At 37.5% G+C, this 18,214-nt stretch carries 14 protein-coding genes; 4 read left to right on the top strand and 10 right to left on the bottom strand.

What is annotated here, in order from left to right:
- The 4 genes from ACWITO_RS10530 to ACWITO_RS10515 form a co-directional block, all read right to left on the bottom strand.
- On the bottom strand, positions 1 to 637 hold a 637-nt coding region (locus ACWITO_RS10530), incomplete at its 3' end, for an AAA family ATPase (RefSeq protein ID WP_448529953.1).
- A 100-nt stretch (positions 638 to 737) separates the two neighbouring features.
- Positions 738 to 3,557 carry a DNA polymerase I gene (gene polA, locus ACWITO_RS10525; protein WP_448529952.1) on the bottom strand — a complete coding sequence of 940 codons (2,820 nt, stop codon included), beginning with the start codon at positions 3,555 to 3,557 and terminating at the stop codon, positions 738 to 740.
- Between the two features lie 106 nt (positions 3,558 to 3,663).
- On the bottom strand, positions 3,664 to 4,152 hold the full coding sequence (locus ACWITO_RS10520) for a hypothetical protein (protein WP_448529951.1): 489 nt from the start codon (positions 4,150 to 4,152) through the stop codon (positions 3,664 to 3,666).
- 19 nt (positions 4,153 to 4,171) lie between these two features.
- Positions 4,172 to 4,714, bottom strand: coding sequence for a hypothetical protein (locus ACWITO_RS10515; protein WP_448529950.1), 543 nt, complete (start codon positions 4,712 to 4,714; stop codon positions 4,172 to 4,174).
- Positions 4,715 to 5,180: 466 nt separating this feature from the next.
- Between ACWITO_RS10515 and ACWITO_RS10510 the strand changes: the two genes are divergently transcribed.
- Together ACWITO_RS10510 and ACWITO_RS10505 are read left to right on the top strand one after the other, a co-directional pair.
- Complete coding sequence (locus ACWITO_RS10510) at positions 5,181 to 8,090, top strand: histidine kinase (RefSeq protein ID WP_448529949.1); 2,910 nt, start codon at positions 5,181 to 5,183, stop codon at positions 8,088 to 8,090.
- A gap of 26 nt (positions 8,091 to 8,116) precedes the next feature.
- Positions 8,117 to 8,860, top strand: coding sequence for a LytR/AlgR family response regulator transcription factor (locus tag ACWITO_RS10505; protein ID WP_448529948.1), 744 nt, complete (start codon positions 8,117 to 8,119; stop codon positions 8,858 to 8,860).
- Between the two features lie 70 nt (positions 8,861 to 8,930).
- On the opposite strand, the gene lpxD is transcribed toward ACWITO_RS10505, so the two are convergent.
- The 5 genes from lpxD to ACWITO_RS10480 all read right to left on the bottom strand — a co-directional run bounded on the left by lpxD (position 8,931) and on the right by ACWITO_RS10480 (position 15,089).
- Positions 8,931 to 9,962 carry a UDP-3-O-(3-hydroxymyristoyl)glucosamine N-acyltransferase gene (gene lpxD, locus ACWITO_RS10500; RefSeq protein ID WP_448529947.1) on the bottom strand — a complete coding sequence of 344 codons (1,032 nt, stop codon included), beginning with the start codon at positions 9,960 to 9,962 and terminating at the stop codon, positions 8,931 to 8,933.
- 31 nt (positions 9,963 to 9,993) lie between these two features.
- Complete coding sequence (locus tag ACWITO_RS10495) at positions 9,994 to 11,358, bottom strand: hypothetical protein (protein ID WP_448529946.1); 1,365 nt, start codon at positions 11,356 to 11,358, stop codon at positions 9,994 to 9,996.
- A 19-nt stretch (positions 11,359 to 11,377) separates the two neighbouring features.
- Entirely contained in the window at positions 11,378 to 11,896 is a 519-nt protein-coding gene (locus tag ACWITO_RS10490) for a hypothetical protein (RefSeq protein WP_448529945.1), read from the bottom strand.
- A gap of 85 nt (positions 11,897 to 11,981) precedes the next feature.
- A complete protein-coding gene (locus ACWITO_RS10485) occupies positions 11,982 to 14,246 on the bottom strand; it encodes a tetratricopeptide repeat protein (protein WP_448529944.1) in 2,265 nt (754 codons plus the stop codon).
- Between the two features lie 66 nt (positions 14,247 to 14,312).
- Positions 14,313 to 15,089 carry an ABC transporter substrate-binding protein gene (locus tag ACWITO_RS10480; RefSeq protein ID WP_448529943.1) on the bottom strand — a complete coding sequence of 259 codons (777 nt, stop codon included), beginning with the start codon at positions 15,087 to 15,089 and terminating at the stop codon, positions 14,313 to 14,315.
- A 310-nt stretch (positions 15,090 to 15,399) separates the two neighbouring features.
- Between ACWITO_RS10480 and ACWITO_RS10475 the strand changes: the two genes are divergently transcribed.
- The gene (locus ACWITO_RS10475) at positions 15,400 to 16,071 is read left to right on the top strand and encodes a hypothetical protein (RefSeq protein ID WP_448529942.1); all 672 of its coding nucleotides are present in this window, start codon (positions 15,400 to 15,402) and stop codon (positions 16,069 to 16,071) included.
- A gap of 9 nt (positions 16,072 to 16,080) precedes the next feature.
- Here ACWITO_RS10475 and ACWITO_RS10470 read toward each other — a convergent pair whose 3' ends face one another.
- Positions 16,081 to 16,740, bottom strand: coding sequence for a protein-L-isoaspartate(D-aspartate) O-methyltransferase (locus tag ACWITO_RS10470; protein WP_448529941.1), 660 nt, complete (start codon positions 16,738 to 16,740; stop codon positions 16,081 to 16,083).
- Positions 16,741 to 16,905: 165 nt separating this feature from the next.
- Here ACWITO_RS10470 and ACWITO_RS10465 point away from each other — a divergent pair, with 165 nt between their 5' ends.
- The gene (locus ACWITO_RS10465) at positions 16,906 to 18,090 is read left to right on the top strand and encodes a PSP1 domain-containing protein (protein ID WP_448529940.1); all 1,185 of its coding nucleotides are present in this window, start codon (positions 16,906 to 16,908) and stop codon (positions 18,088 to 18,090) included.
- Positions 18,091 to 18,214 lie beyond the last annotated feature (124 nt).

Raw genomic sequence — 18,214 nt, 5'->3', positions numbered from 1 at the left:
CCACAAGATTATTGAGGTCAGAAAAGAGGGAAACTTTAGTAAAGCGAGTAATACCCGTGAGGAACATAAAACGAATGTAGGCGGAACTACCCTTGACGATGCTATAAAACATACGCAAGACCTCCCTATTTTCGTGAGCTTTTTGGTTATCGCCTTGTTCTAGCACATCAGTAATGGGCTTATCGTACTCATCAACTAAAATAACAACTTTCAAATTCGTTTTTTCAAAGAGTTTTTTGATAAGTTCCTCAAATCGCAGTCCTATATCAGTGTGTTCAAGGGCGATATTATTTTCTTTTGCAATAGCTTCAAGTCGTAAAAAGAGGGCTTTTTCAAGACCTAATTTTTTGAAACCAAGTTTGCTACAATCAATATGAATAATGGGGTAAGCTATCCAATCTATTTTATCGTAGATGTAAAGGTTTTGGAATAGTTCTTTTCTACCTGCAAATAGTTCTTTGAGGGTATTGATAAGCAGGCTTTTGCCAAAACGGCGAGGACGAGAAAGGAAGAAGAAAGGTACTTGCTTGGTGAGGAGTTTGTAAATAAATTCAGTTTTATCTACATATACCAAATTTTCGGTACGTAATGTACTAAAATCTTGCTGTCCCGTGGGAAGTAGTGGCAAAGCAGACATAGCAGTTTCCGAAGTTTTATGAGGTTTGAGGTTCAGGTTTTTCTATTTTCGAGCTTTCTAATTTCTAACAAAAGTAACAAATTTTTCTGCAAAATTGCAATTAGTGGGCTTCTAACCAATTTTTACCAATGCCTACTTCTACTACCAGTGGTACAGGTAAAGATATAGCAGTCTGCATTAATCTGATGATGTTTTCTTTCAAAAAGTCTATTTCAGCTTTATGCACTTCAAAAACCAGTTCATCGTGAACTTGCAAAATCATTTTGCTTTGCAGATTATTTTTTTGCAAAAAATCGTGAATGCGAACCATTGCAACTTTTATCAGGTCGGCGGCAGAACCTTGCAAAGGCGTATTGACGGCATTGCGTTCGGCGTGTCCTGCTACCACTTGGTTGTTTTCGTTGATAGTAGGCAAATATCGCCTTCTACCCAAAATAGTAGTTACATATTCTTGCTCACGGGCTTTTTGTATCATTGTATCTTTATATTTCTTGATAGCTGAAAACTCTTTGTAATACATTTCCACGAGTTTGCTTGCCTCTGAAACTGAAATTTTGAGTTGTCGGGCAAGGTTGAATCCTGTACTACCATACAAAATGGCAAAATTGGCGGTTTTGGCATTTCTACGCATTTCAGGGGTAACTTCTTCCAAAGGCACTTTATAGATTTTGGAGGCGGTGGCGGCGTGAATATCTTGCCCTTGGGCAAAAGCATCGAGCATTGTTTCATCTTGGCTGAAAGCCGCCATTAAGCGAAGTTCAATCTGCGAATAATCGGCAGAAAGAATAAGGAATTCATCATTGCTTGGCACAAAGGCTTTGCGAATTTCTCGTCCTTTGGCAGTTTTGATGGGTATATTTTGCAAGTTTGGATTAGATGAGCTCAGCCTACCTGTGGCTGTTACGGCTTGATTGAAAGTAGTATGAATTTTTTTATCCAAAGGACTGATAAGCTCGGGTAGGGCATCAATATAAGTAGATTTTAATTTTTGTAGTTCTCTGATTTCTAAAATGTTGGCAACTATGGGGTGTTCGTCTGCGAGTTTGCTCAAAATATCCTCGCCTGTGGCATACTGACCTGTTTTGGTTTTTTTAGGGTTTTTAATGAGTTTGAGTTCGTCAAAAAGCACCTCACCGAGCTGTCTGGGTGAGGCAATATTGAACTCTCTGCCCGCTTGATTATAGATTTCTTGCTCTAATATTTGAATTTCCTTTTCCAAACTTATAGAACTTTCGCGTAAAGTTTCTACATCTATGCTTACACCATTGCGTTCCATTGTACAAAGTACCTGAATAAGTGGAGTTTCTACTTCGTAGAAAAGTTTTTCATTTTGAATTTTTTGCAGTTCGGGGCGAAGTTTTTCGGCAAGCTGAAAGGTTATATCGGCATCTTCGGCAGCGTACTCTGCTACTATTTCCAAAGAAACATCACGCATATTTCCCTGACCGGCACCTTTTTTACCAATCAGCGTTTCAATACTTATAGGCTGATATTGCAAGTATTTTTCAGCCAAAAAATCCATACTATGTTTGCTTTCGGCATTGATAAGATAGTGAGCAATCATTGTGTCAAAGAGTTTGCCCTTTACGCTGATGTCATAATTTTGCAAAACGCTTATATCATATTTGAGGTTCTGACCAATTTTTTCAATGTTTTCGTTTTCAAAAACTGCTCGGAACTCTTCTAAAATGGCTTGTGCTTGACTTTTTTCGGCAGGGAATGGCACATAATAGGCTTCATTGGGATAGTAAGCAAAAGAAATACCTACCAGCTCGGCTTGAAGGTGGTCTAAGGAAGTGGTTTCTGTATCAAAACAGAAAGCCTTTTGCAGATGCAAAAACTCAATAAGTTTCTGACGTAATAGGGGGGTATCTACGATGTGGTAATGGTGCAACTTGGTTCGTATATTTTGCAGTTCAGTAGGAATAACTTCCGTTTTTTCTGCATTTGGATTGCTCTTTTCGCCTTGTGTAGTAGCACCAAATAGGTCTAATTGTGGTGTAGCGGCTTGTTTTTTGGCAGATTTTTGCTGTTGTTTCTCTTCTTCGGTCAAGCCGATAAGTTTCGTTTTCAGCGTTTTGAACTCTAATTCATCTAAAATTTTTGCAAGGGCGGTTTTATCATACTCTTTCAGACGAAAATCCTCTATATTGTATTGAATAGGCACTTGCAGATGAATAGTAGCAAGTTCTTTGGAAAGCAAAGCCTGCTGTGCGTGATTTTTAACAATTTCGGCAATTTTACCTGTTAGTTTATCGGCATTGGCAATAAGATTTTCTACGCTTCTGTATTCGGCAATGAGCTTTTGGGCAGTTTTTTCGCCTACACCGGGCAAACCGGGTATATTATCAGAAGCATCGCCTTGCAAGCCTAAAATATCAATAACTTGCTCAATGCGTTGTACGCCAAACTTTTCAAGAGCTTTGGCTTCGTCAAGAATTTCGGCAGGGGCAAATTTGGTAGCGGGGCGATAGATGAATATTTTTTGGTTTTCAATAAGTTGGCAAAAGTCTTTATCGGGGGTCATCATATACACGGGGAAATCTTCACGGGCTACTTGTTTGGCGATAGTGCCGATAATATCATCAGCTTCGTAGCCAGGCATAGCCAAAATAGGAATACGCATTGCCTCTAATATTTGCTTGATATAAGGCACTGCAATAGTGATGCCTTCGGGTTGTTCTTCTCGGTGGGCTTTATAGTTTTGGAAATTTTCGTGGCGAAAGGTAGCTTCGGCGGTATCAAAGGCAACCGCCAAATGAGTAGGTTTTTCTTTCTTGATAACCTCTAAAAGCGTATTGAGAAAGCCAAAAATAGCACTGGTTTCCATTCCTTTGCTAGTGCGGCGAGGGTTATTGATAAAAGCATAATAAGCCCTGTATATGAGGGCGAAAGCGTCTAAAAGAAAGAGTTTTTGCATAAACAATCATTTTTAAGGCAAATAAGTAAATTTTGGGTTGTTATCAAAACAAAATAAAAACCCTTGAATTTTACTTCAAGGGTTTGAAAGCCAGAAAGTGGTTTTATTAGGGTTTAAGCAACTTTTTGAACTCATCTATTGCTTTTTTGCTTTTGAAATCACCAACGGTTGTGCCATTGTACTCTTTTACTTCTTTTTTTACATTAAATTGGGAAATAGATTCGCATTTGTATTTGCTGTACATATTATCAAGACTCAATTCGCCTTTGCCACCAAAATCGCTAATTTCTAAATCCTCCAAAAAGTCTTTGGTAAGATAGTGATAGCTTATGTCAGTGGCTTCTTGCTCAGGATTGAGTGCCACAATGGTAAGTAATACATCGCTACCTTTTTTAGCAACAAAATGCAGAGCTTTTCCGCCATCATCTCCTACGAGGCGTTCGGCGACTAATTTGCCTTCTATATTGAAGGTTTTACCTTTGGCTTCACAGCCCTCGTTGGCAGGCTTTTGAGTAAATTTGAAACTATTTTGTGCCCAGCCACTTACTACCAGTAAGCTACAAAACAAGAGAGTAAATAGTGCAACTTTTTTCATTTTTGTATAAATTTAGAGGTTAAGGATTGCTTAAAAATTCTTTCTTAAACTTTTCAAAATCTGCTTTTGATTTGAACTTCTTAATCTGAAACATTTGTATTCCCATTAGCAGATAGCCATCTTCATCTTTCTCGCCAAAGCCCCCACGTTTGATTTTTATTTTCTTTTCACTAATTTCTTCATACGGAACGCTATCGTCTATGGCAGAAATGTTGTATTCGCCCTCTTCATATTTACTGGGTTCAAATTGTATCTTTTTTAGCAGTTCAGGTGTGAAGTGATAATACACTACTTCATCTACGTATTTGGGAGCATCTCTATCAAAGTAATCTCCCTTATTGCTTACGTGGATAAGCAAGGTTTTATTGGGTTTTTTATCTAAAAAAAAGTAGTCATCACCTCCTCTACCTTCAGAGACGGCTACGAGTTTGCCCTGAATAGTGAACTTTTTGCCACGTAGTTCGGGATTTGCCATATTTTCAGAGAAGGTGAAATCGGGAACTTTTTGAGCCCAAAGTGTACTGCATAGCAGTAGTAGCGGAATAATTGCGATTCTTTTCATAAGTTCTATATTTTTGTGGGTGAAACTTGCTCCAAAGATGAACAGCTCTTGCCAAAGGAGAGTGGTAATTTTTGGGAAACCTTTTTCCTATTTTACGAAAGTTTATTTTGCTTTTATTTTCCCTTTACAAACTGCCAAAATCTACGGAAACAAAAAGAAAAGATAATTATTTGCGTTCAAAAAGTTTGAAGGTTCAAAAGTTTTGGGAAAAATTTACTCCCTCTAAATGTCCAGCGTTCTAAATCTTGTTTCCTGTTTCTATACTACAAATGAGACCTAATCAATTACAAGAAAAGTAAGATTTTAGACCAAAATAAAACTACTCAAAATTTTAAGACTTCCCCAAAATTACACTTTTGAGAGGAACAAAGTATTTACACTTTTGTAAAAACAAATCCGCTTTTCATACATTGAAAAGTGTGTTTGGTATAAATTAGTAAAGATATTTGGGCAAAATTTATTATCTTTGTGTAAAAAAGCTAAAATCTTGAAAGCATTACTGACAATTATTTTCTTATCGCTGAAAGTTTTGGGTGCATTTGCCCAAATGCCATATAGTATTTGGCTCAATCAGACAAACGGACTGCCTTCCAATTCGGTGTATGATGTAATGCAAGATAGCAAGGGATTTATCTGGTTTGCTACCGATGCGGGTTTGTTTCGCTACGATGGGCACGAGTATCAGGCATATTATTCCAATGAGCAAACTTCTTTATCAGGGAGTAGTATCCGAGAAGATAGCAAAGGACGGATTTGGTACGAAAATTTTGATGGCTATCTGTATTATGTGGAAAATGATAGCTTGCATAGTTTAAGCCAAAATAAACCTATTGCCTATATACCTATTAGCCTTACAGAAAAGTATTTGCTTATTCTGCAAAAAGAGGGCATAGATGTATATGATATTGCAACGCTCAAACACCTAAAAACCCTGACGTTATCCAATCAGTTTGCAGTTATTGAGCACTGTGCCAGTAGCTTGCAAGAAAATTTTTTCATACTTGATGGTATTATCTACAAAATAGATAAGGATTTGAAGGTAAAGCATACCACTTACCTACAAGAAAAATCCAAAGAACTCAAACAGATTTTTTTTCATCAAGGAAAGATATATGTTTTAGGACGCTACAATCAGCAAAAAAAAATATGGGTTTTTGATACAGATTTGCAGTTTTTAGAAACCTTACCCATTCCCGAAATTACAACTTCTATCAATTATGCGAATTTTCTCAAAGACGAACTTTGGATTCATACCCCCAAAGGAACTTTCTGTTATACACTTGTTCCTAATTTTCGTTTTTTTAAGGTTTATTTTGAAGATAAAAGCATTTCAGCTGTGCTGAAGGATAGGCAAAACAATTATTGGTTTTCTACCACCAATCAAGGAGTTTTGCTCGTGGCTGATTTGGAACATTTGTTTTTGCCTTTGAACGCCTATCTGCCTTATCGTATTACCAACATAGGGAAAGATTTTCTCATAGCAACCAAAAAAGGTGAATTGATTTTGTATGATGAAAATTTTAGCATAAAAAAAATCCTAAAAAAACTTACAGATAATACAGAAATTTACTACCTGCATTACGATACGTTATCAGGAGATATATTTTTCTCGTCCAAAGGTTTTACACATTTGCCTCAAAAAGAATATAAGCAAAAACGCTTTTTTGAGATTGCTATCAAAGATATGGTTCGCATAGATGAAAAGTATTATGCTTTTGCTGCCAGCGGGTATTGTGGTTTAATTAGTTTTGGGGATAATTCAAGCACTTCCGAATGGGATAAAGGTGATGTTTATACCAAAGCAATGCCCTCGTATTCGGTAATTCAAATGGTTGGCAGGAGTAGGGGAAAGGGAGTTGCATACAATCCCGAAAAAAATACCATTTATTTTGCTACGAATTTAGGTTTATTTAAGGTTACCCCCGAAAAAGTGCAAGAACTTATCTTTGATGATAATTCTTTTTATGCATCCAAACTTTTCTTTGCTCATCAAACCTTGTATGCTTTAAGCACCAAAGGAAATTTTTATGCCATAGAAAACGAAACGCAACTCAAAAACCTCAACCATTTATTTGAAGCGGGTAATAATGAAATCAGGATTGTGAAAAAATTTGATAGCAACTTGTATATTCTCACAAATAGGGGTCTATTTATATGGGATTTGCTTCGTGATAAAATAAAAATGATAGATGTGCATATCAACGCCTATGAGGTGAATGATTTTACGGTGAGTGGCGATTTTATTATATTACTCAATGGCGAAGGAGTTACACGCATTAGTTTTTTGAAGAAAAGTCCTGAACGCGTCAGTCCTATTTTGCAACTACGCAATTTTATTGTGAATGATATACCTCGCCGTATTCAAGAAAAAATTTATTTGAAGTACAATGAAAATAACATCAACATTGGAGTTTCTGTTTTAGATTTTGGTTCTGCTCGCACCAATAATTTGTATTATCGGCTCAATAAAGGTGCTTGGAAAGAATTGAGCGAAAGAAATTTGAATTTTGAAGCCTTGCAGGCGGGAAATTATTTTTTGGAGTTTAAGTTGAACGAAGGAATTACGCCTCAGAGCATCAATTTTATTATTAGTGCCCCTTTTTGGAAAACAGGTTGGTTTTGGGCTTTTGTAGCTTTCTTGGTAATGACAGCAGGCTTCTTTTATTATCGCTTAAAAATCAAAGATTTGCGAAAGCAAAATTTTCTTTTGCAAGAAAAAATTATTTTAGAGCAACAACTCAACAAATCGGTGCTTAAATCTATTAAATCACAGATGAACCCGCATTTTTTCTACAATGCCCTCAATACCATTCAGGCGTATATCTTTACCAACGATAAAATGAAAGCCAATAGCTATCTGGCAAAATTTTCAAAACTTACTCGTTTGGTTTTAGAGCAGTCTGAAAAAGAAACCATTAGCATTGTAGAAGAAATTGAAACCTTACAACTCTATTTGGAGCTTGAAAAAATGCGTTTCAAAGATAATTTTACTTATTCTATTGATACCGAAGCTCTTACGCATCGCGATACCATAGAATTGCCCCCAATGATTATTCAGCCTTACGTAGAAAATGCTATCAAGCACGGCTTATTACACAAAGAAACGGATAGAAGTTTGGAAATAACTTTTCAGGAAAAAGTGCAAGAAAAAGAACTTTGTGTAATTATTGAAGATAACGGCATAGGCAGAAAGCGTTCTCAAGAGCTTAATCAAATCAAAAGTGAGAAGCATAAGTCTTTTGCAACCCAAGCCAACGAAAAACGCTTGGAAATCTTGAATAGAGCCACCACTAAAAAATTGGGGGTTGAAATTATTGACAAATACGAGGGAGATATGCCTACGGGCACTAAGGTCATTCTTTCTATACCTTTTTAGTTGTTTTTTTCAGAAGTGTTACAATTATGTTCAGAGCTATTATTATTGATGATGAAGAAATGGCAAGAGTCCTTTTGCAAGGTTTGCTTGCTGAGTGTGCTACTGATATAGAAGTAGTAGATTTGTGTAAAGATTTGCCTTCGGGGGTAAAATCTATTCATAAGCACAAGCCTGATTTGGTATTTTTGGATATAGAAATGCCCGGACATAGCGGCTTGGAACTGCTGGATTTTTTTGATGAGAGCGAGGTTAATTTTTCTATCATTTTTGTTACGGCTTACAATCGTTATGCTATTCAGGCTTTCAAACTTTCGGCAGTAGATTATTTGCTCAAACCCATTGAAATAGAGGACTTGCTTCAATCTCTTGAATTGTTCCGCAAAAATCAGCACCGAAAGCAAGAAAATTTGAGTATTCTCAAACATAACCTCAAGCAAAATGCCAATAAAAAAATTGCCCTGCATACTTTGGGCAATATCAGTTTTGTAGATATAAGTGAAATCTTATTTTTTCAGGGGGAAGGTTCTTACACGAAAGTATTTCTAAAAAACGCCAAACCTGTTACGCTGAGCAAGGGGCTAAAAAATTTTGAAACAATGCTTGCCGATATACCTGAATTTTTCAGATGCCACAAGTCTTATATTGTCAATTTACAGCATATCACCGATTATGTAAAAGCTGATGGCGGCTATCTGATTATAGATAAAGAGCATCATATTGGCGTTTCTACTGATAAAGTTGATGAACTTCTGCGAAAGTTGCTACCATAATCTTTTTTATGGGCGAAAACGTTGCTAAAAGCAACGTTTTCGCTTTTTAGTACGAAGTGGCACGTTTCTTTTACTCTTCTTGTATTTGGCGTTCAATATGGGCGAGTTTTCGGTACATTTCGGGCAATTTTTTGAAAACAGCGTAAGCTCGGTAAAACTCTTTCAAATCCATAGCGGGTGAGCCTTGCCAATTGGTATTTTCTTGGGTAATATCTGTTCCCAAGCCCGATTGTGCCCCAATATTAACTTTATTAGTGATTTTCAGATGCCCTGCAATTCCTACTTGCCCTCCGAACATACAATTGGCTCCTACTTCCGTAGAGCCAGCTATGCCAGTTTGGGCGGCTATGACGGTATTTTCGCCTACAATTACATTGTGAGCAATTTGCACCAAGTTATCAATTTTTACACCTTTTTTGATGATAGTAGCTCCCAGAGTAGCTCGGTCTATGGTGGTATTAGCTCCAATACTTACGTTGTCTTCAATAATTACATTGCCAAGTTGTGGAATAGTTTTGAAAGAGCCATCGGCTTGGGGGGCAAAGCCGAAACCATCGCTACCTATCACTGCCCCTGAATGAATTACGCAGTTATCACCAATAACGCAATTTTTGTAAATTTTAGCTCCTGCATAAATAATGGTATTTTTGCCAATTTTCACATTTTCGCCTATAAAAACATTTGGATAAATTTGCGTATGATTTCCTATTTGGGCATTTTCACCAATGTATGCAAATGCTCCAATGTAGAGGTTTTCGCCTAAAATGGCTTTTTCGCTAATAAAGCAAGGTTGTTCAATGCCTTTTTTGGGCAAATTGATGATTTTTTCATATTCTAAAAGAAGAGTTGAAAAAGCAGTGTAGGCGTCTTCTACGATTAAAAGAGTAGTGGAAATAGCTTGTTTAGGCTCAAAATCTTTACTGACAATTACAGCGGAGGCTTGGGTAGTATAAATATAAGGTTCGTATTTAGGATTTGCCAAAAAGGCAATATCGCCTGCTTGGGCTTCTTGGATTTTGGCAACATTTGAAATTTCAATATCTGAATTGCCTTCTATGCGAGCCGAAAGCAATTGGGCTATTTGTATAAGCGGAAACTTCATAGGGTTATGAATATTATGTTTTGGTACAAATTTAAGCAAGCATCGTTGCTTTCTTGATTTGATTGATGTATTTTGTAAGTTTGTGTAAATCGTCTTCCGAAATTGCGGGTTTTGCTTTTATTTCCTGAATAATCGTAAAAGTTTCTTTGACCTTTTCCTCGCTTACTGCTAATTTAGAGGCTATTTTATGGATAGTGGCTTCATCGGGATTTTCGGAAATGTTGATGAAATAATTGGAACGCAAAAATTCTAAAAAGTATAAAATTTTCTTTTCTGCAAGGTTTCTGTGGTCTTGGTAGTTGAAGTATAGCCTACCAATGGTTTGGGCAAACTCTAAACTGGTGTTGGTATTTTTTTCCAAAATAGGGATAATTCTTTGCTCTCTTTTGGCTTTGAACAAAATAAACAAGGCTATCCCTGCGAGTGTAAGCCAAAATGCCCACCAAAGCGGCGGATTTTTCCGCAGAAAAGCTAATTCTTTAATGCCTTCGGGGGTTTCGTCCTCTCTTTTGGTGTACTGATACCGCCACTTGATTTCGTCTTCCCAAAGCACATCGCGTACAGGCAGATGCGAAATCACTCTGGCGATAAAATCACGTTGGTTATCGTCTAAAATGCCATAATTCGTAAAAATGAGAGGAAGTGAGCAAGCATACAGCGTACCCGAGCCTTTCTTGATTTTAATGAAAACAGGATTTTCGTACTGATCTACGGCTAAAATTTCGGCTTGTGGTTCATCTGAAAGGTTGTTTTCGGAGGCGTGTTCGCTTGAAAGATTGTTTTCAGAGGCGAGTCCGTTTTCGTCATCATCTATTTGTGCTTGTTTAGTATCATTTGGAGTAAAGTTTTTAATCCCATACACTTGAAATGCCGAATAATGTGTGAGATTGGGAAACAGGTAGGTTTTGCCAGCGAGTTTAGGGTGCAAAAATCTAATTTCTAATGCGTTGGAAGTTGTGTATCCGCGTGTAATAAGTGCTTTCCCGAATTCATTTTCTAAAAGATAAGAAAAATACTCTGCCGCCATAAATGCCTCTCCACCATAATATACAAAGCTATTCAGGGCATTAGCAAATTCTTGGTCGGCATCTGCTTTCAAATGGGCATAAAACAAATTATATTTGGAAGCTACTTCTTTGGATTTGTACAAAAAAAGCGAATCGTTCGGGAAAACATCAAGGCGAAGTTTGATTTTCTTTTTAGGAAATAAATCTTCAAGCAATAAATAAAAAGCCTTGCTGGCGTAAGGTTTGTTTTCTATTTTTTTGAAAGTGGGTGTCCAATCTAACTTGCGTTTTTTCTGAGAAGGTTCATTTTTGGGAAGCCAAAATGGCAACGAGGCTAAAAAAACGACAAGAACACTTCCAATAATCCAATCTGATTTTTTTATTTTCAAGGCAGTGGCAATTTTTCTGCTAATTTACAAAAAATGTTACAATTCCACTGCTAATAGGCTCAATTTTTACATTTTTTCTTTCAATACAGCTTTCTAGGTCCATTTCCAAGGTTGTCTTGAAACTTTGTATGCTTTCTTCGGAAAGGGTAGAAAGGTTATCAATCACTTCCAGAGCTACCAGTTTGCCTTTTTCGTTTATTTTCACTTTGAAAGTAACTTTTCCTCTTTCTTGGCTATTGAGCAGAGGCTCTACATTGGGGCAAAACATATTCCAGCCATCTACTTCCCACTGAAAAGTAACTTTGCGTTTGAGTAAATCGGCAGGTTTTTCTTGCTCGGTATGAATGGGCGTAGCAACTTTGTTCAGAGAGGTAGCGGGAGAAGGTATGGGATAGTTGTTTTCTTCGGTAGTAGCTTTGCTTTCTTTTTGCTGATTTTCGCTTGCAAAATGAAAAAACACGATAAGCGTTGCGAAAAGCATTAAAAGTGTTGCTGAGAAGTACAAAAATTTATGATTAGTAAATGAATAGTTTTTCATAATTTTTTCATCAATCAATAAAGTCCAACAATTGTAAAATATGGAGCAAATTTCTTGCCAATTTTAGGGAATTGTTAGGTGAATTTTATCTATCGCTAAAATGGTCGTCTTGATAGTGGGTATTGCCCGAGTTTTTCTCATAAAAATCTTTGAGTTGGCTTTTGATATTTTCCCAAGAACTTTCGGGAATACCATAGGAAAGAACCGCCTCTTTGTCTATATCAAAATCATTGCTAAAATTTTCCCAAGAGCCATAAGGTGCAACAGCTATTTTGTAATGTTTGAAAGCCTCATCAATTTTTTGGGAGCAAAGCCAAATATGCCCTGCAATAATACGAAAATAAGGCTCATCATCTATTTGGAGCGAGTCCATAATGTAGGTTTGGGCTTGGTCTAAATTTTTCAGTGCCAGATACGATTGTGCAATTCTACCCAAATTCCAAGCAGGTTCGGAGGTGTTGTTTTCTTGTGCTTTGAGGTGATATTCCAAAGATTTTTGATAGTTGCCCAGTTTGTAGTAGCACCAGCCAATTTTGCCCAAAGTCCAGCCATCAGCAGGATTGATTTGAGAGGCTTTCAAAAAGTATTCAATAGCTTTGGAATAATCTTTGAGTTTGAGATAACACCAGCCCGTATTGCTCAAATTCCAAGAATCCTGTGGGGTAAGTTCTACTACTTTTTCGTGGTAAAGCAGAGCTTCCTGATAATTTTCCAATGACGAATAGCACCAGCCTATATTTTTGAGTATCCAAGCGTTGTTGGGTTTGAGCTTATCAACTTTTTGATAGTAAGCCAGAGAGTTCTGGAATGCCCCCATTTCGCGATAGCAAAAGGCAATTTCAAGCAGTGTATTGATGTGTTCGGGATTGATTTTTTCAGCTTTCAGATAAAAATCAAGGGCTTTTTCATAATCTTCTTCTCGGGCATAAAAATCGGCAATTTCATAGATAGCCGCAAAATTGTTAGGGTTTTGGCTATGAATTTGGAGAAGCTGGTCAATATCATTATTTTCGGCGGCACGGATGATTTTATCATTTTCTCTGCGATATTCAATAGCTTGTTCCAAAATTTTTTGAAAGTCTTTTTTGCTAATGCCATACTTTTGCAAAAAGATATAGTCTTCGTTGGCATCTCTTACAAAAGTAGCCTCATCAGGAGCCAGTACAACGCTTTCCAGATAGGTTTGCTCCGCCTTTTTTTTATCGCCTTGTGCAAGGTAGGCGTGTGCAAGGTAGAGCAGGTTGATACCATTGCTATTGAGGTCTTCGGCTTGTTCTAAATAGAAAACGGCTTTGCTCAAATCACCTAAAACAAAATTGACCCAGCCCAGCTGTCTGAGATTCCAACTATCAGTGGGGTTGAGCTGATGAGCTTTGAGGTGATATTCAAGAGCTTTTGTATAATCGCCCAATTTTTGATAAGCAAAGCCAATATTTGCCAAGTTCCAACTATCAACGGGGTTGATTTGTTCGGTTTTTAGATGCCATTCCAAAGATTTTTGGAAATTCCCAATTTTCCCATAGCACCAAGCCAAAGTACCTGTATTCCAAGAGTCGTAAGGGTTAAGCTCATAGCATTTTTCGTGCCAAGTAATGGCTTCCTGATATTTACCCAAAGAAGAGTAGCACCAACCTATTTGGCTTATGTTCCAAGCATCACTGGGTTCTAACTCGTAGGCTTTCAGATGATATTTGAGAGCTTCTTCATAGTTTCGCATAGATGAATATACCCAACCTGCATTGCTCAAATTCCACGCATCGGTAGGGTCTAATTCTGCTACTTTGAGATGATAAGAAAGGGCATTTTCAAAATCGCCTAATTGTCCGTAGCAGTAGCCTATTTTACCCAAATTCCAAGGGTTATTAGGTTCGTATTTATCCGATTCCAAATGATATTGCAAGGCATTTTCATAATCACGGATTTTCAGATAGCACCAGCCCAAGTTTCGTAAGTTCCAAGCATCATAAGGCTCTGTTCTATGCACGCGTAAATGATAGTCTATGGCTTCTTCGTATCTGCCCAGTCCTGCCAAACACCAAGCCAAATTCTTCATTACCCAATTTTCGTTGGGATATTTTTTATCAATGAGCTGATAAATTTTTAAGGCTTGCGGATAGTCTTGTAGCTCACGATAAGCGAAAGCAAGTGTATCTAAAAAACCATAATCCTCCGACCACTCTTCCAAGTGGCTACCCAGATATTGAATAGTTTGCTGATATTCACCTTTGTTATTGAAATATCTGCCCAAAGCAGAGAAGGCTTGTGGGTCTTTGGGATTTTTTTGGATAGCTTCTAAAAGTTCCTCAAGGCTTTTTTTATCGTCCTCATCAAAGTTGTCGTCTTCAAACATAGTTGTAATTTTTGGTGGGGCAAAATAGTCAATTTTGAAAACTACAACAAAAATTAAGCCTAAAAATCACGCTTTTTTGAGAAAATTACGAAAATACTTGATTGCCTCTAAAAGGCGGCTACCATACCAAGAAAACATTTCTCCATCAACTAATTTTACTTGGCTATCGGGGAAAAACGTCTGCATTTCTTGTAAGTGTTTTTCTTGGAAAGGGTAAGGCTCGGAAGAAAGAAAAATGTAATCGGGTTCTTTTTCGGCAATTTCGGGAAGAGAAACCTGTGGATAGCGAGATTTTTCTGCAAAAATATTCTCAAAACCTAATCTTTGCAGAATATCATTGATAAAAGTATGACTGCCAGCCACCATATACGGATTTTTCCAAATCAGGTAAGCCACTTTGCCTTTGTACGTTTTAGTAAGCAAGCTGAAATTGGATTGGATAAATGCGGCAACCATTTGAGCTTCCATTTTTTTGGCACATATTTCGCCAATACTAACAATCATTTTGAGGGCATCTTCCAGCGTGTAAATATCGCTTATCCAAACGGGGTATTTTTCTGCGAGGCGTTCAATGCCTTCTTTATAGTTTTCTTCTTTGTTGGCAATGATAAGGTCGGGGGCTAATTCATCAATTTTTTCAAAATGAAAATTTTTTGTTCCACCTATTTTGGGAATATTTTGTACATGCTCGTGGGGATGCACACAAAATTTGGTGATACCTACAATTTTTTCTGCTAAACCCAAATGAAAAAGCAGTTCGGTTTGTGAAGGTACAAGCGAAATGATACGTTGGGGCAGGTAGGGTAATTTTATGGTACGGTGAAGTTGGTCGGTGAAAAGCATACAGCTTTGTTTCTGTTTATCAAGTAAAATATTAGATGTTCAAGCCTTGCTATACTGCAAAAATACAAAAAAGTGTTCTTAAAATTCAAAAAAAGAAGTAATTGTTTAGGTATAGTTTGCAGTAAAGGAACAGGAAAAAAGAGACAGGGAACAGGATTTTAGAAAATAGACGTCAGACAGAAAATGGGAGATAAAACTCTTAAAGGTTTGAACATCAAACGCTGAATTTTTTGAACATAAATACTTACAAAAAGAAAACAATTTGTATTTTTATAGCGTTTGAAAGGGGAAAATCCAAACAGGTTCGTTTATGAGAAATTTTATTCTATTGCTTGTATTGCTTTGTGCTTTTTCTGTCAATGCCCAAGAGGTAACCAGTTTCAATGCTTCCAAAGGCAGAACTTTTGATTTTTACAGCGGTCTGAGTCTGTATGATTTCAGAAATTTAAGCGATTTGCTCGCTGAAAATGGATTTAGACGAGTATCGGGTGCGGTTTTGCCTTTTGGTGTATATTTTTCAAGTTGGAATAAAAAAATTGCCACAGAAAGTGATTTTGCCATAGAAACCAATTTTTCTTCGGCAAGTAGTTGGACAAACTTTTATTTTTCCTTTTTGGTGGGTTATGATGTGTTGAATAAAGACCGCTGGCGGGTAGTGCCTGGGCTTGGGGGTAGTTTTGTAGGGGCAAGCGTAGTAGCTGAAAGAAATATAGGACAAACTTCTATGAGTAATTTGTTGCAAAATGCCAATGCAGTAAGATTTAATGCAAGACCTTTTTTATTGGACTTGGCTGTTTCTTCCTATTGGATTAGTCGCCCCAGTGAAGGTGGTATTCTTCGCTTAAAACTGGGCTATCGTTGGGATATAGGCAGACCCACAGAATGGACTTCTAATGTAGTACAAATTTCAGACCCTATCCGAGATAATTTGAGCCATTTTTACTTTCAACTTGGAATAGGCTTTGCTCGGAGTAGAAATTAACCCAGCAGTCTATTTTTGCCAACCATTTTTACCCAAGAGAGGTACAAAGCTGAAATAATCAAACTCTTCTTGGGTAAATTGTTTTTCGCCTTTGCGAGTAATACGCATCATTTTTTGGGTTTGGTGGTCGCCTACGGGAATAACAAGTCTGCCGCCAATTTTCAACTGAAAAAGCAAACTTTCAGGCACGGCGGGTGCCCCTGCGGTTACGATAATGGCATCATAAGGGGCAAAATGAGGCAAGCCCTGTGAGCCATCGCCGTGAAAGCATTGTACTTTTTTGTCGTAGCGTAAAATATCAATCATTCGGCGGGCTTTGCGGAAAAGCGTTTCGTTGTATTCAATGGTATAAACTTTTGCCCCAAGCTCTGCCAAAATACAAGCCTGATATGCCGAACCTGTACCAATTTCCAAAACACTCTGCAAAGGTTGAATTTGTAAAAGTTCGGTCTGAAAGGCTACGGTATAGGGCTGAGAAATGGTTTGTCCTTCTTCAATAGGGAAAGCCTTGTCTTGGTAAGCGTGTTGCAGAAAAACAGAATCCAGAAACCAATGCCTCGGCACAGCCATTAGGGCATTTAATACATTCTCATCTCTGATACCCTTTCGGCGAATTTCCTCAACTAATTTTTTTCGCAAACCTTTATGTTGAAAATTGTCTTCTAACACAGAACAAAAGTTTTAGTAAAGTGCTTTTTTAGGCAAAAATAGTGATTTTTTCATTTGCCTTGCACAATTCTTTGCAATTTTTCAGAACCTTTTTTATCTTTGTGGTTTGAAAAATTTTCATTTTTTTCTTTATAGTTATTTTATCGCTTCAAAAATTGTAGAAATATGGCTTGCACTTCTTGCTCGTCAGGAGGTTGCTCTACGGATACATCAGCGGTGGGTTGTGGGGGAGGTTGCAAAAGTGGTTCTTGTAATAAAATGAATAGCTACGACTGGCTTTCCAATATGGAATTGCCCGCAGACCAAAAGTTTGATGTCGTAGAAGTACGTTTCAAAAATGGCTTTAAGGCATTTTTTAGGAATACACAAAAGTTTGACCTCCTTACAGGCGATGCCGTAGTAGTAGAAGCAACTTCGGGCTATCATATCGGAAAAGTAGCTTTGCAAGGTGAATTGGTACGCTTGCAAATGCTCAAAAAAAAGGTAGATGAAAACGCCGAACTGCCTACTATTTTGCGTATTCCCACAGAAAAGGACTTGGCAAAATGGAAAGAGGCTCAGGCTCGTGAAATGCCTACAATGTTCCGAACTCGGCAAATCATTCAAGAACTGGCTTTGGAAATGAAACTGACTGATGTGGAATTTCAAGCAGATAATACCAAAGCTACATTTTACTATTCTGCCGAAAGCCGTGTAGATTTCAGAGAGCTTATCAAGATACTTGCCGCAGAGTTCAAGATAAGGGTAGAAATGCGACAAATCAGTTTGCGTGAGGAAGCAGGCAGGCTCGGAGGTATAGGGGTATGTGGGCGTGAACTTTGCTGTTCTACTTGGCTCACAGATTTCAAAAGTGTGAATACTTCGGCGGCACGCTACCAGAACCTTTCACTCAATCCTGCTAAACTTTCGGGACAATGCGGTAGGCTCAAATGTTGCCTCAACTACGAATTGGAAACTTATATGGAGGCTCTGAAAGATTTTCCAACCATAGAAAAGCCTCTGAAAACTCAACAAGGTATTGTTGAACTGAAAAAAACTGATATTTTCCGTAAGTTGATGTGGTTTGGCTATGAAAATGATAGCAATTGGTATTCGCTTTCAGTGGAAAAAGTAAGAGCATTTATTGAAATGAACGAAAAGGGTATTTTCCCTGAAACGCTTGCCCAACTTACCGATGAGGGAAATAATGCCCAAGAACAGAAAAAGCAGGCTTTAGAGCAAAGTAAGATGGTTACACAAGCCCTTGAACAAAAACTCAAGGCAAAAGAGAAACAAGAAAAACACGAAAAGAATAAGCAAACGCACCACAAAAAACATAAACCCAAAAGAAAACCTAAACCCAATAGATGAGGTTGCTTGTGCTGTAACATTTTTGTCAGTATCAGGATTTTGAGGATTTTAGGATTAGCAGGATTATTTTTCTACTTTTATCTTGTCAATCCTTCAATCCTATAAATTCTGATACAGACAATTT

It is taken from the genome of Raineya sp. (assembly GCF_053497555.1).
Note: the sequence above shows the minus strand (reverse complement) of the source record. Positions and strands in the feature narration are given on the sequence as shown.

Bases quoted from the DNA above. Each gene is read 5' to 3' on its own strand.
- ACWITO_RS10475 (WP_448529942.1), top strand. From the start codon at position 15,400: ATGAGAAATTTTATTCTATTGCTTGTATTGCTTTGTGCTTTTTCTGTC.
- ACWITO_RS10505 (WP_448529948.1), top strand. From the start codon at position 8,117: ATGTTCAGAGCTATTATTATTGATGATGAAGAAATGGCAAGAGTCCTT.
- ACWITO_RS10515 (WP_448529950.1), bottom strand. From the start codon at position 4,714: ATGAAAAGAATCGCAATTATTCCGCTACTACTGCTATGCAGTACACTT.
- ACWITO_RS10485 (WP_448529944.1), bottom strand. From the start codon at position 14,246: ATGTTTGAAGACGACAACTTTGATGAGGACGATAAAAAAAGCCTTGAG.
- ACWITO_RS10490 (WP_448529945.1), bottom strand. From the start codon at position 11,896: ATGAAAAACTATTCATTTACTAATCATAAATTTTTGTACTTCTCAGCA.
- lpxD (WP_448529947.1), bottom strand. From the start codon at position 9,962: ATGAAGTTTCCGCTTATACAAATAGCCCAATTGCTTTCGGCTCGCATA.
- polA (WP_448529952.1), bottom strand. From the start codon at position 3,557: ATGCAAAAACTCTTTCTTTTAGACGCTTTCGCCCTCATATACAGGGCT.
- ACWITO_RS10480 (WP_448529943.1), bottom strand. From the start codon at position 15,089: ATGCTTTTCACCGACCAACTTCACCGTACCATAAAATTACCCTACCTG.
- ACWITO_RS10520 (WP_448529951.1), bottom strand. From the start codon at position 4,152: ATGAAAAAAGTTGCACTATTTACTCTCTTGTTTTGTAGCTTACTGGTA.
- ACWITO_RS10465 (WP_448529940.1), top strand. From the start codon at position 16,906: ATGGCTTGCACTTCTTGCTCGTCAGGAGGTTGCTCTACGGATACATCA.